This is a genomic window from Marinobacter sp. tcs-11 (genome assembly GCF_002049515.1).
GTDB lineage: Bacteria > Pseudomonadota > Gammaproteobacteria > Pseudomonadales > Oleiphilaceae > Marinobacter > Marinobacter nauticus.
Genome location: NZ_LLYU01000005.1, coordinates 168,748 through 181,759, shown reverse-complemented (window position 1 = coordinate 181,759; position 13,012 = coordinate 168,748). Strand labels below are relative to the sequence as shown.

Here is a 13,012-nt window from a genome sequence, read left to right as displayed (position 1 = left end):
TCCTGTTTTGCTATGCTTTACAGGTATCTGGCCAATTTTCTTAAACCGGTTTCTGTATCTGGGAGTTCCCGGCAAATGCCCTCTGTTTCCGAGCACAGTCTACCAGAAGCGCTCTATTCCGCCGACTCGGTGCGGGCGATGGATCGCTATCTGATTGAACAGCAGGGGGTGGATGGCTTCGAATTGATGCAAACGGCAGCTAGATCGGCGTTCCGCCATCTGGTGGCATTCTGGCCTGGTGCGCAGCCTGTGCTTGTGTTGTGCGGAGCTGGCAATAATGGCGGTGATGGTTACCTGGTGGCCGCCAACGCTAAGCGTCATGGCATTGATGTGGCGTGTGTTGCCGTGGCGCCGACGGAAAAGCTCACGGGCGACGCCCGGTCTGCGTGCCAGAAAGCCCGGGCCGATGGTGTCGAGATTCTTGAAGGCAGTGCCCTGTCCGATGCCGATTTGCAAGCGCGGATGGATAGCGCTGCGGTGGTGGTAGATGCCATGCTCGGTACCGGAGTAACCGGCGCGCCCAGGGAGCCCTTTGCCAATGTTATTGGTCAGTTGAACCAATCCGGAAAGCCTGTATTGGCGGTGGATTTGCCGTCCGGCCTGGATGCCACAACCGGTGCCGCGACAGGGGATGTGGTGCATGCCGATGTGACGGTCACTTTTATCGGCGCCAAGACTGGCCTCTTCACCGGCGCAGGCGCGGGTGTCTGTGGTCAGGTAATGTTTGAAGCGCTGGGGGCGATTAACGCCGGTCAGCAGAGCGGGGAAATGCCCTTGGCCGAGCTTTATCCCTGGGCGCGATGCCAGTCCTGGTTGCCGGAACGCCCCGCTAACGCCCACAAGGGCATGTTCGGTCATGTCCTGGTGGTGGCAGGCGATCACGGTTTCGGCGGGGCGGGTATAATGGCTGCAGAGGCGGCCTCCAGGGCCGGCGCCGGGTTGGTGTCATTGGCCACCCGGCCGGAATACGTTACCGCTGCGCTGGCTCGTTGTCCGTCGTTGATGGTCAGGGGTGTAACCCACGGGTCTGAGTTGCCGGCTTTACTGGAGAAACCCGATGTCGTGGTCTGCGGACCCGGGATCGGCCAGTCCGCCTGGGGACAGCAAATGCTGCAGCAGGTTATTGCCAGTGGCAAGCCCAGAGTGTTGGACGCAGATGCACTCAACATCATGGCCGACCGCGCCCCGGCGCCGGCGGACAACCATGTGCTGACGCCCCACCCGGGAGAAGCGGCCAGGCTGCTGGGCTGCAGTGTTCAGGAAGTCGAGGCGGACAGGATGGGAGCGGCAGCACGCATACAGAAGCTGTGGCATGGCATTGTCCTGCTCAAAGGTGCGGGTACGGTTGTTGCCACCGGCAGCGGAGTGCCCGGCATAATACCGGGCGGTAATCCGGGGATGGCGACAGGGGGCATGGGCGATGTGCTGTCGGGCATCCTGGGGGCATTTCTCGGGCAAATTCCGTCCGCCCGTCAGGCGGTAATGGCTTCAGCGGCTTTACATCTGGCGGCCGCGGATGAGGCGGGGCAGAATAAAGGCTATATGGGGCTGCTCCCGGCTGATGTGATCGAAGCCGTGCCACAGGTGCTGGTAAGGTCGGAGCGGCCTGAATGTTTTAGTGACCGGGGGAATCGATGAGTATTTTTGGTAATGAACGCCGGTTGTTTCTGGAAGATGAGGCCGAGACGGAAAAACTTGGTGGTGAGTTGGCCCGGTTGGCCAGTCATGCCCGGGAAGGCCTCACCGTTTTTCTCGACGGCGAATTGGGGATGGGCAAGACGACCCTGAGCCGTGGTGTTATGAGAGGGCTTGGCCACGAGGGTGCCGTCAAGAGCCCGACCTATACACTGGTTGAACCCTACGAACACCTGGAACCACCGGTGTACCATTTTGATCTGTACCGGCTGGGTGACCCCGAGGAACTGGAATACATGGGAATCCGGGATTATTTTGCCAGCCAGAGCATCCGGATTATTGAGTGGCCGGAGCGTGGTCAGGGAGTCTTGCCTGATCCGGATCTGGAAATCCATCTTGAACGGGAAGGTCAGGGGCGCTCTGTGGTATTGCGCGCCCGTTCGGAGCTTGGGGCTTCCTTGCTTAATGAAATAGAACTGATAGGGCCGGATTCATGAAAATCTTGGTGATTATGGCGCTGTTGCTTTCAGCCAGTACAGTTTTGGCCGGTACCCGTGTCGAGGGGGTGCGTTTGTGGCCGGCTCCGGATCATACCCGCCTGGTGCTGGACACTGCCGGTCTGGTTGAGCACAACGTATTCTCTCTGAGTGGACCGTCCCGGCTGGTTATTGATCTGAAGGATGCTGCTCTCGGCACGGATTTCAGCAAGGTCGACCTTTCCGGTAGCCCCATTCAGCGTATTCGCAGCGCGCCAAGGAATGGTAACGATTTGCGGGTGGTGCTGGATCTGAAAAGTGATATCAAGCCTCGCAGCTTTGTGCTGGAGCCGAATCAGCAGTATGGCCATCGTCTGGTGGTCGATTTGATTGACGAACAGGGCAGCCGTCTCGATCGGGCGACGAGCCCGACGGTGACCCAGGATTCTGCCGGTAAGCGTGACATTATCGTGGTTATCGACGCCGGTCATGGCGGCGAAGATCCGGGCGCAATCGGGCCCCGGGGGACCCGGGAAAAGGATGTCGTGCTGAGAATGGCAAAGCGTCTGGCCGATCTGATCAACCAGCAGAAAGGGTTCACGGCCAAGCTTACTCGGACAGGCGATTATTACGTGGGCTTGCGGAACCGCACCTTGCTGGCCCGCAAGTACAACGCGGATCTGTTCGTGTCCGTGCACGCCGATGCCTTCAGAACGCCGCAGCCACGGGGAGCATCCGTCTTCGCGCTGTCTCAGCGCGGTGCCACCAGTGAAACGGCTCGATGGCTCGCCCAGAGCGAGAACCGTTCAGATTTGATCGGTGGTGCCGGCGGTGTCTCTCTGGATGGCCGTGATGACATGCTGGCCGGGGTATTGCTGGATCTCTCCATGACCGCAAGTATCAACGCCAGTCTGGGGGTTGGAGATTCCGTGCTGGGCCGGTTGGGCCGTGTGGCCAAGCTTCACAAACAGGGGGTGGAGCAGGCGGCATTTGTGGTTTTGAAGTCGCCGGACATCCCCTCGATTCTGGTGGAGGCCGGTTTCATCTCGAATCCGACCGAAGAGAAGAATCTTGCGTCCGAGTGGTACCGCAACAAGCTGGCCAACGCCATTTTCGATGGCATCGAGCAGTATTTTCGTCGCACACCACCTCCCGGCACTTTGCTGGCCTGGGAAAAACAGCAAAACCGGGGTGGCACCGACGTCAGCCAGTACCGGATACAGCGAGGTGATACTCTCTCGGGCGTTGCCCGGGAGAATCAGACCACCGTCAGCGAGCTGATGCGCTTTAACGGGATGAACGATGATCGTGTTATGGTAGGGCAAACCATTCGCATCCCCTCATCCTGATCAAGAGGTAGTCCCCGGATATGCCCCACATCCAGTTACTGTCCCCCCGGCTTGCCAACCAGATTGCTGCCGGGGAGGTGGTAGAACGTCCTGCTTCTGTTGTTAAAGAGCTGGTTGAAAATGCCCTGGATGCCGGGGCCTCGCGCGTCGATGTGGAGATCGAGCAGGGTGGGGCAAAACTGATCCGGGTGCGTGACGACGGCTCCGGTATTGAAGAGGCGGACCTGCCTCTGGCCCTGAGCCGGCATGCCACCAGCAAAATCCTGACCCTGGATGATCTTGAGGCTGTGGCCTCTCTGGGATTCCGGGGTGAGGCATTGGCCAGTATCAGCTCCGTGTCACGCCTGACCCTCACCTCCCGTACCGAGTTGCAGGAAGCGGCGGCCCGTGTTGAGGTGGAAGGCCGCGACATGGATGCTCGCATCTCACCGGCGGCCCATCCCGTGGGTACCACGGTTGAAGTGAGGGATCTGTTCTTCAATACTCCTGCCCGCCGCAAATTCCTGCGCACGGAAAAAACCGAATTCAACCACGTTGAAGAGTGTGTTCGCCGTCAGGCTCTGAGTCGGTTCGATACCGGTTTTACCCTGCGTCATAACCAGAGAGTGGTGCAAAGCCTGCGCCCTGCTGAGACGGATCTGGACAAGGAACGTCGGATTGGTTCGCTGTGTGGCCAGCAGTTTATCGACAATGCGGTGGTTATTGATGCCGAGGCCACCGGGTTGCGCCTTTGGGGTTGGGTGGCGCTGCCGACCTTTTCCCGCAGTCAGGCAGATCTGCAGTACTTTTTTGTGAATGGCCGGGTGATCCGGGACAAACTGGTCGCCCATGCAGTTCGCCAGGCCTACCGGGACGTTCTGTACAACAACCGTCACCCTGCATTTGTGCTGTACCTGGAGGTAGATCCGGCTACGGTGGATGTCAACGTTCACCCAACCAAGCATGAGGTTCGGTTCCGCGACGGCCGGCTGGTTCACGATTTTATTTTCCGGACTCTGCATCGAGCCCTGGCGGATGTACGCCCGGACGATCATCTCCGTGGGGCGGCGGCCCAATCCTTTGGTCGTGAGTCTGCGGTTGTTGAACCCGAGCATTCGGCTGGCGGTTTCAGTGCCCCGGGTACATCGGGACCCTGGCCCACACAGTCACGCACTGAGGCTTATCCGTCGTCGCCCGGGCAGTCACCCCAGCAGGAGTGGCGGGCCAGTGATCAGATGGCGTTTTACCAGTCGTTGAATGAGGGTGGCGGTGTTTCAACACCCGTTGCCCGGGCAGAAATGCCAGCGGCGTCAGCTTCGGTTACGCCGCCCAGGGATGATGCGGAAGAGCCGCCACTGGGTTATGCGATTGCCCAGCTGCACGGAATCTACATTCTGGCCCAGAGCCGTGCCGGCCTGATCGTGGTGGATATGCATGCCGCCCATGAGCGTATTACTTATGAGCGCATGAAGCGGGCCCTGGTCGAACAGGATCTTAAGAGCCAGCCTTTGCTGGTGCCCCTGTCACTGGCAGTGAGCCAGAAAGAGGCGGCGCTTGCGGAGAGCCATGGTGAAGAGCTGCAGCACCTTGGTCTGCAGATTGAGCGTATCGGGCCAGAGACGTTGGCAGTGCGGCAGATCCCGGCATTGCTCCGAGGGGCAGACACTGAGCAGCTGGTGCGCGATGTGCTGGCAGATCTGATTGAGCACGGCCAGAGTGATCGCGTTGAAGCGGTCACCCATGAATTGCTCGGCACCATGGCCTGCCATGGGGCGGTGCGGGCAAACCGGCAGCTCACGATTCCAGAAATGAATTCGTTGCTTCGCGATATGGAAGCAACGGAGCGCAGCGGACAGTGCAACCATGGCCGGCCCACCTGGACCCTGGTCACCCTGTCTGAACTGGACAAGCTGTTTTTACGGGGGCGCTAAGCGGTGATTCCCGATAACCGCTCCCAGCAGGGTTCATTGCCGCCAACGATCTTTCTGATGGGGCCGACTGCGTCTGGCAAGACCGATCTTGCCATTGAGCTCTGCCGTGAGTTGCCCTGTGAGATCATCAGTGTGGATTCCGCGATGGTTTATCGTGGCATGGATATTGGCACCGCTAAACCTTCACCTGAAGAGCTCGCCCTGGCACCACATCGATTGATCGATATCTGTGATCCGGCGGAGACCTATTCCGCGGCGGATTTTCGCCGCGATGGGTTGGCGGCCATGAGCGAGATATCTGGCCGTGGCCGGATCCCGTTGCTGGTGGGCGGCACCATGATGTACTTCAAGGCATTACTGCATGGCATGTCTAATCTGCCGTCGGCAAGTCCGGAGCTGCGGGCAGAGATCGAGCGGGAAGCCGAATGCGATGGCTGGGACACGCTGCATCAGGAATTGGCAGACAAAGATCCGGAGGCCGCTCGCCTGATTCATCCCAATAATCGTCAGCGCCTGATGCGGGCCATTGAAGTGATTCGGCTCACAAATAAGCCGATCTCCTCGTTCTGGAAGTCAGAATCGGGAACTTCCGGGCAACAGCGGCAGTCTGGTATTGAGGATTACACGTATTTTACCAGCTGGCAGGCAGACGAAAGCGCTGGCCTGCCGTATACTGTTTTTCAGTTTGCCCTGGCGCCTGCCGAGCGCTCTGTGCTGCATTCGCGGATACAGAAACGGTTTCTGGCAATGCTGGAAGCAGGCTTCCTTGATGAAGTCCGTGCCTTGATGGCGCGAGGTGATCTCAGCCCCGATCTTCCCTCGATGCGTTGCGTGGGTTATCGACAGGCCTGGGATTACCTGTCAGGCAACGAGGATTACGACAGCTTTGTTGCCAAGGGCGTTGCCGCCACCCGTCAGTTGGCGAAACGGCAGCTTACCTGGTTGCGAAAATGGCGAGATGTGCACTGGCTGGACTCCGCCGACCCGCAAGTGGTGCTGGATACCTTGAAAAAATCCGGGCTTCACACCACATTTAACGTTGAATAATGACGATCTGCATTTACTTATAAACAGGAGAAAACACATGTCAAAAGGGCACTCTTTACAAGACCCTTACCTCAATGCCTTGCGCAAGGAACGCATTCCGGTTTCCATCTTTCTGGTCAATGGTATCAAGCTTCAGGGCCAGATTGAGTCTTTTGACCAGTTCGTGATTCTTCTCAAGAACACGGTGAGCCAGATGGTTTACAAGCACGCTATTTCCACTGTGGTTCCTGCTCGTAACGTCCGGCTACCGCAGCAGAACCCGGCAGGTGAAGGTGAGTCTGAAGACTGATAACGCCTGCTTTTCCCGCTTTCACACCCGCGCTCCAGGACAGCCTATGTGCTTGAATGGTCGCGGGTGTTTGTGTTTATGGAGTTGATGAAACTTGTTTGAGCGTCCAGATGTCGGAGAACGGGCGGTTCTCGTTCACATTGATTTTACCGCCCACGACGATACCGAAGATCCGGAAGAGTTCCGGGAACTGGTGACATCCGCCGGCGTAGAGCCGGTTGCTACTGTAACTGGCACCCGGAAGCAGCCCAGCCCGCGTTTTTTTGTGGGAGAGGGCAAGCTTGAGGAAATCCGGGATGCGGTGGCCGCCTCCGAAGCGGATGTGGTGCTGTTCAATCATGCCCTGAGCCCGAGCCAGGAACGTAATATTGAGCGCGAGCTCAAGTGCCGGGTGCTTGATCGCACCGGCGTGATCCTGGATATCTTTGCGCAGCGGGCCCGCACCCACGAGGGCAAGCTGCAGGTGGAACTGGCGCAGCTGGAGCATATGTCTACCCGGCTGGTACGGGGCTGGACTCACCTCGAACGCCAGAAGGGTGGTATCGGTTTGCGGGGGCCGGGTGAAACCCAGCTCGAAACCGACCGCCGGCTGTTGCGCGAACGCATCAAATCCATTCACCGGCGTCTGGAAAAGGTCCGCAAGCAACGGGATCAGGGCCGTCGCGCCCGCAAGCGTGCCGACATACCTACGTTGTCACTGGTGGGTTATACCAACGCCGGCAAGTCCACGCTGTTCAACCGAATTACCACGTCCAGCGTATATGCAGCAGACCAGTTGTTTGCGACCCTGGATCCGACCCTGCGCCGGCTGGAACTTCCCGACATCGGGCCGGTCGTAATGGCCGACACAGTGGGCTTCATCCGCCATTTGCCGCACAAGCTGGTGGAGGCATTCCGGGCGACGCTGGAAGAAACCACCCAGGCCACGTTGCTGTTGCACGTGATCGACTGTCACGACAGCCGTCGGGATGAAAACATCGAACAGGTGGAAAACGTTCTGGCAGAAATCGGAGCCGATGAGATTCCGATGCTGCAGGTGTTCAACAAGATCGATCTGCTTGATGGTTTCGAGCCCCGGATTGATCGCAACGAAGAAGGTTTGCCGGTGCGAGCCTGGGTTTCAGCCGTAACGGGAGAGGGGCTGCCGCTGCTGTTCGACGCGATTGTTGAGCGTCTTGCAGAGGATGTGGTGCACCACTTTGTGCGTCTTGGCCCTGCCGATGGCAAGCTTAGAGCGCTTCTGCACGAAGCGGGTTCGGTACTGAGTGAAGAGCATTGCGACAACGGCGATCAGGTGCTGGAAGTCCGGCTGCAGAACCGGGACTGGCTGCAGCTTTTGAGCCGTGCCGGTGTACGTGAGGACGTGATCCGGTTGGAAAGCCGGCCGGTCTGAATGGCCCCTGCTATTGCCGGGGCCTTGATAAATCCCTAGTATTTGCAGCCATTCGATTAAACACGAACGGAGAGAACTATGGCCTGGAATGAACCGGGTGGAAACCGTAACGACAACGATCCCTGGGGAACCGGTGGTGGTCGTCGCGGCAATGATCAGGGGCCACCAGACCTCGATGAAGCGCTGAAGAAAGGGCTCGACAAGCTGAATCGCATGCTTGGCGGCAAAGGCGGCAACTCTGGCGGTGGCAGCAGCTCCGGCGGCAGCGCAGGTGGATTTGGTGCCATTCTGGCCATTGCGGCCATTCTGGTGGTGGGTTATGTCATCTATCAGTCGTTCTATACCGTGGACGAACAGGAGCGGGCGGTGGTGCTGCGCTTCGGTGAGTATAACCGTACCGAAAACCCGGGCCTGCGGTTCAAGGTGCCCTTGATTGATACCGTCAACAAGGTTCGCGTTACCAGCATCCGTACTGCCGAGTCTTCCGGCCAGATGCTGACCCAGGATGAAAACCTGGTGACCGTCGATCTTCAGGTCCAGTATCGCGTGGGTGATGCCCAGGCGTATGTGCTCAATGTCCGTGACTCCAACCAGGCCCTTGCATTTGCCACCGACAGCGCCCTGCGCCATGAAGTCGGTAGCTCGTCCCTGGATGACGTGCTGACCGAAGGTCGTGCGGAACTTGCGGTGCGGGTTGAGCAGCGCCTGCAGAGCTTCCTGAGAGAGTATGGCACCGGCCTTGAAATTGTCCGGGTCAACGTTGAAAGCACTCAGCCGCCGGCTCCGGTGCAGGATGCGTTCCGCGAGGTTCAGCGTGCTCGCGAGGATGAGCAGCGCCTGAAGGAAGAGGCCGAAACCTACCGTAACAAGATTGTTCCCGAGGCCCGAGGTCAGGCACAGCGCATGATCGAGGAAGCCAACGCGTACAAGCAGGAAGTGATCGAGCGGGCGCGCGGTGAAACTGCACGCTTCAATCAGTTGCTGGCCGTGTACGAGCAGGCCCCGGTGGTTACCCGTGAGCGCATGTACATCCAGGCTCTGGAGCAGGTGCTGGGTAACAGCAGCAAAATCTTTGTCGATACCGAGAGCAGCGGCAACATGATGTATCTGCCCCTGGATCGTCTGACACAGGGTTCCCTGTCGTCATCTGGCAGCCGGATGTCCGGTAGCAGTGGCCAGCAGGTGGATATCCAGACCCTGACCGACCAGGTGCTGCAGGAGCTGCGCACCCGCCAGGATACCAATACCCGGAGGAGCAGATAAGTTATGGGACCTAAAGGTGTAGTGGGCCTTGCAGGCGCCCTCATTGTTGTCCTGCTCGTGCTGTCCAGTGTGTACATCATCCCGGAGACCCATCGGGGCGTGAAACTTCGCTTCGGGGAGCTGGTAGAGACCAATATCCAGGCTGGCCTGCATTTCAAGGTGCCGGTCATCGATCAGATCCGGGAATTCGATATCCGGGTGCTGACCATGGATCTGCCATCCCGTCAGTACCTGACGGTTGAGAAGAAGCCGCTGGATGTGGATTCCTATGTGGCCTGGAAAATCCGTGATGTGGACCAGTTCTATCGTTCCACCGGCGGTGACGAATTCCGTGCCCAGACGCTGATCCTGTCCCGCGTGGACAACGGTCTTCGTGATGAGTTCGGTGTACGCACCATGCACGAAGTGGTGTCCGGTCAGCGTGATGAGCTGATGCACACTCTGCGTGATCGTGTGAACGAGACGTCCGTCAAGGAGTTCGGTATCGAGGTGCTTGATATTCGTGTCAAGGCGATCGAGTTGCCGGGTCAGGTGAGCGAGAACGTCTACCGTCGGATGGCGACTGAACGCCAGAAGCTGGCCCAGGAATTCCGTTCCCGCGGTCAGGAGTTGGCCGAGGGTATCCGTGCTGATGCCGATCGTCAGCAAACGGTGATTCTGGCGAACGCCTTTGCCGAAGCCGAGACCACCCGTGGTGAAGGTGATGGTGAAGCCGCCACCATTTACGCCGAGGCTTATGGTGCCAACGAAGAGTTCTACAGCTTCTACCGCAGCCTGCAGGCGTACCAGAACACCTTCTCCAGCAAGGATGACATCATGGTGATTGATTCCGACAGTGACTTCATGAAGTTCCTGAAGAATCCGGCCGGCGCTAACTGAGCCGGCTGACACCAGCTAAACCGGAATCTGCGGGGAAATTTTGCTGAACCCCGGGATTCCGGTTTTTTTGTGTCTGCCAACCGTGTAAAATTCTGGCGGTTTTGTGTCGGGTTTTCCGAGCCCGAGCGCCTAAATCCTGAGTTACCCCCTGGCTCCATGGCCAGCGAGGGAAAAACGGACAACAGAATCTCATGACTGTATCTGATCGCTGGTTACTGCCTGACGGGGTAGAGGACATTCTGCCGCCGCTGGCCGGGCGGATCGAGTCCCTGCGCCGGGATGTTATGGATACCTGCCAGCGCTGGGGCTACCAGCTGGTTATTCCTCCGCTGATTGAATATCTCGAATCCCTCTTTACCGGTACAGGCCACGACCTGGAACTGCAGACGTTCAAACTGACCGATCAGCTGACTGGTCGGATGATGGGCGTTCGCGCCGACATGACGCCCCAGGCTGCCCGCATAGACGCGCATACCCTGGGCCAGGATGGCATTACCCGGTTGTGTTATGCCGGCCATGTGCTGCATACCCGGCCGCGCCATATGCTGACCGGGCGCACACCGATTCAGGCCGGTTGCGAGCTGTTTGGTAGTGGCTCCGAAGCGGCCGATATGGAAGTGATCAGCCTGATGCTGGAAACCTTGCGGGTGGCCGGTTTGCCCAGGCTGCATCTGGACCTGGCTCACGTTTCAATCTATGAAAGCCTGGTCTCCGACGCCGGATTTGATCGTGATACCGAAGCGGCGGTATTTGATGCCATGGCACGCAAGTCCGTACCCGAGCTGGATCGCCTGCTGGGGGATTGTGTGCCGGGCTCTGCTGGTTGCCGGTTGCGCCAGCTGGCCAGGGTCAGCGGTGGGGTGGAATCTCTGGCCGATGCCCGGGAAATCCTCAGTGGCGCTTCTGGCGCCATCGATGCGGCGCTTGATCAGCTTGCCCGCGTCGCGGACATGCTCAACCGGGATTTTCCGGAAGTCAGTCTGGGCTTCGATTTTTGTGAATTGCGCGGATACAACTATCACACCGGTCTGGTGTTTGCGGCCTACGTGCCGGGCCATGGCGATGCCGTGGCGAAAGGTGGCCGATATGATGCTATTGGCAGTGACTTTGGTCGCGCGCGGCCTGCCACCGGGTTCAGCCTGGATATCCGTGCACTGGTGTCGCTGGGCGAACGCCCGTTCCGTAAAGCCGGGGCCATATGGGCGCCAGCGGACAACGACGCCGCGCTGGAAGGCGTGATTTCCGGCCTGAGAATGACTGAAACGGTGATCCGGGCATTGCCGGATGATCGTGAGACGGATCCTTCGGAGCGGGGGTGTGACCGTCAACTGGTGAATCGTGATGGCCAATGGGTGGTAGAAACCATCGCCTGAGCCGTTTTTGTTTAATTTCCGGGGTAAATCTTCAGGGCGTGTGCTTCTGGCCCGTCTGAATTGAGAGAGAATCATGGGTAAAAACGTAGTTGTGCTGGGCACCCAGTGGGGTGATGAAGGCAAGGGCAAGATTGTTGACCTTCTGACAGACAAGGTGGCTGCCGTTGTCCGCTTTCAGGGCGGGCATAATGCCGGTCACACACTGGTGATCGAAGGTAAGAAGACGGCTCTGCACCTGATTCCGTCCGGCATACTGCGGCAGGATGTCCAGTGCCTCATCGGTAACGGTGTGGTGCTGTCGCCGGAAGCCCTGCTGAAAGAAGTGCGGGAGCTGGAGGCTAACGGTGTTGCCGTTCGTGACCGCCTGAAAATCAGCCTGGCTTGCCCGATCATCCTGCGCACCCACGTGCGTATTGATCAGGCCCGCGAACGTGCCCGTGGCAATGACAAGATTGGTACCACCGGCCGGGGAATTGGCCCTGCGTATGAGGATAAGGTTTCCCGCCGGGGTGTTCGGCTGGGTGACCTGTGCAACCCCGCCGATTTCGAGATCAAGCTGCGGGAAATCATGTCGTACCACAACTTCGTTCTCACCGAGTACTTCAAGGAAGAGGCCGAGGATATCGATGCGGCCCTGGAAGAACTCAGACAGATGGGCGAGGAAATCCTGCCCATGGCCGCAGACGTAACCGATATTTTGCACGACTACCGCAAGCGCGGAGAGCACATCCTGTTCGAAGGCGCTCAGGGCTCGTTGCTGGATATCGACCTGGGTACCTATCCGTACGTGACGTCCTCCAATACCACCGCTGGCGGCACCGCTACAGGCTCCGGTTTTGGTCCGCTGTATCTGGACTATGTGCTGGGTATCACCAAGGCCTACACGACCCGGGTAGGTTCCGGCCCGTTCCCGACCGAACTGTTTGACGACATGGGCAAGCACCTCGCCGTCAAGGGCAACGAAGTGGGCACCACCACAGGTCGTTCCCGCCGTTGTGGCTGGTTTGATGCGGTCGCTCTGCGCCATGCTATCCAGATCAACAGTGTGTCCGGTATCTGCCTGACTAAGCTGGACGTTCTGGACGGTCTGGAAACGGTGAAGGTGTGTATTGGCTACAAGACTCCGAACGGCGAAATCACCCGTCCCCCCATCGGCTGCGACAGCTACAGTGATATCGAGCCGGTGTATGAGGAGCTGCCGGGCTGGAGCGAGAGCACGGTTGGCCTGACCAGCGTGGATCAGCTGCCGGAGAATGCCAAGGCCTATATCCGCTTCCTGGAAGAGCAGATCGAGGCGCCGATTGATATTATTTCCACCGGTCCGGATCGTGTGGAAACCATTACTCTGCGGCATCCGTTCGGAGAGTAATTTCAGAAGCTAATAAAAACCGCCTGTGG

11 protein-coding genes are annotated in these 13,012 nt (G+C 58.7%); all 11 read left to right on the top strand.

The window, feature by feature from the left end; translation table 11 throughout:
- Positions 1–75 precede the first annotated feature (75 nt).
- The 11 genes from ARC85_RS08105 to ARC85_RS08055 all read left to right on the top strand — a co-directional run bounded on the left by ARC85_RS08105 (position 76) and on the right by ARC85_RS08055 (position 12,983).
- A complete protein-coding gene (locus ARC85_RS08105; RefSeq protein WP_114434169.1) occupies positions 76–1,638 on the top strand; it encodes an NAD(P)H-hydrate dehydratase in 1,563 nt (520 codons plus the stop codon).
- Positions 1,635–2,132 carry a tRNA (adenosine(37)-N6)-threonylcarbamoyltransferase complex ATPase subunit type 1 TsaE gene (tsaE, locus tag ARC85_RS08100; RefSeq protein ID WP_011786218.1) on the top strand — a complete coding sequence of 166 codons (498 nt, stop codon included), beginning with the start codon at positions 1,635–1,637 and terminating at the stop codon, positions 2,130–2,132. Before ARC85_RS08105 ends, tsaE begins: the two co-directional genes overlap by 4 nt.
- Positions 2,129–3,460, top strand: coding sequence for an N-acetylmuramoyl-L-alanine amidase (locus ARC85_RS08095; RefSeq protein ID WP_014422153.1), 1,332 nt, complete (start codon positions 2,129–2,131; stop codon positions 3,458–3,460). Before tsaE ends, ARC85_RS08095 begins: the two co-directional genes overlap by 4 nt.
- Positions 3,461–3,480: 20 nt before the next feature.
- Positions 3,481–5,370, top strand: a complete 1,890-nt coding sequence (gene mutL / locus ARC85_RS08090; RefSeq protein ID WP_114434170.1) for a DNA mismatch repair endonuclease MutL — start codon at positions 3,481–3,483, stop codon at positions 5,368–5,370.
- A 57-nt stretch (positions 5,371–5,427) separates the two neighbouring features.
- Positions 5,428–6,417, top strand: coding sequence for a tRNA (adenosine(37)-N6)-dimethylallyltransferase MiaA (miaA, locus tag ARC85_RS08085; RefSeq protein WP_213020293.1), 990 nt, complete (start codon positions 5,428–5,430; stop codon positions 6,415–6,417).
- A gap of 37 nt (positions 6,418–6,454) precedes the next feature.
- The gene (hfq, locus tag ARC85_RS08080) at positions 6,455–6,706 is read left to right on the top strand and encodes an RNA chaperone Hfq (protein WP_011786214.1); all 252 of its coding nucleotides are present in this window, start codon (positions 6,455–6,457) and stop codon (positions 6,704–6,706) included.
- A 94-nt stretch (positions 6,707–6,800) separates the two neighbouring features.
- Complete coding sequence (gene hflX / locus ARC85_RS08075; RefSeq protein ID WP_114434172.1) at positions 6,801–8,099, top strand: ribosome rescue GTPase HflX; 1,299 nt, start codon at positions 6,801–6,803, stop codon at positions 8,097–8,099.
- A 78-nt stretch (positions 8,100–8,177) separates the two neighbouring features.
- Complete coding sequence (gene hflK / locus ARC85_RS08070; protein ID WP_114434173.1) at positions 8,178–9,362, top strand: FtsH protease activity modulator HflK; 1,185 nt, start codon at positions 8,178–8,180, stop codon at positions 9,360–9,362.
- Positions 9,363–9,365: 3 nt separating this feature from the next.
- Positions 9,366–10,241, top strand: coding sequence for a protease modulator HflC (hflC, locus tag ARC85_RS08065; RefSeq protein WP_023011131.1), 876 nt, complete (start codon positions 9,366–9,368; stop codon positions 10,239–10,241).
- Positions 10,242–10,432: 191 nt separating this feature from the next.
- A complete protein-coding gene (locus ARC85_RS08060) occupies positions 10,433–11,614 on the top strand; it encodes an ATP phosphoribosyltransferase regulatory subunit (protein ID WP_023011130.1) in 1,182 nt (393 codons plus the stop codon).
- A gap of 73 nt (positions 11,615–11,687) precedes the next feature.
- Positions 11,688–12,983, top strand: coding sequence for an adenylosuccinate synthase (locus ARC85_RS08055; RefSeq protein WP_011786209.1), 1,296 nt, complete (start codon positions 11,688–11,690; stop codon positions 12,981–12,983).
- The last annotated feature ends 29 nt before the right edge of the window (positions 12,984–13,012 follow it).

Bases quoted from the DNA above. Each gene is read 5' to 3' on its own strand.
- tsaE (WP_011786218.1), top strand. From the start codon at position 1,635: ATGAGTATTTTTGGTAATGAACGCCGGTTGTTTCTGGAAGATGAGGCC.
- ARC85_RS08055 (WP_011786209.1), top strand. From the start codon at position 11,688: ATGGGTAAAAACGTAGTTGTGCTGGGCACCCAGTGGGGTGATGAAGGC.
- hfq (WP_011786214.1), top strand. From the start codon at position 6,455: ATGTCAAAAGGGCACTCTTTACAAGACCCTTACCTCAATGCCTTGCGC.
- hflK (WP_114434173.1), top strand. From the start codon at position 8,178: ATGGCCTGGAATGAACCGGGTGGAAACCGTAACGACAACGATCCCTGG.
- ARC85_RS08105 (WP_114434169.1), top strand. From the start codon at position 76: ATGCCCTCTGTTTCCGAGCACAGTCTACCAGAAGCGCTCTATTCCGCC.
- ARC85_RS08095 (WP_014422153.1), top strand. From the start codon at position 2,129: ATGAAAATCTTGGTGATTATGGCGCTGTTGCTTTCAGCCAGTACAGTT.
- miaA (WP_213020293.1), top strand. From the start codon at position 5,428: ATGGGGCCGACTGCGTCTGGCAAGACCGATCTTGCCATTGAGCTCTGC.
- mutL (WP_114434170.1), top strand. From the start codon at position 3,481: ATGCCCCACATCCAGTTACTGTCCCCCCGGCTTGCCAACCAGATTGCT.
- ARC85_RS08060 (WP_023011130.1), top strand. From the start codon at position 10,433: ATGACTGTATCTGATCGCTGGTTACTGCCTGACGGGGTAGAGGACATT.
- hflC (WP_023011131.1), top strand. From the start codon at position 9,366: ATGGGACCTAAAGGTGTAGTGGGCCTTGCAGGCGCCCTCATTGTTGTC.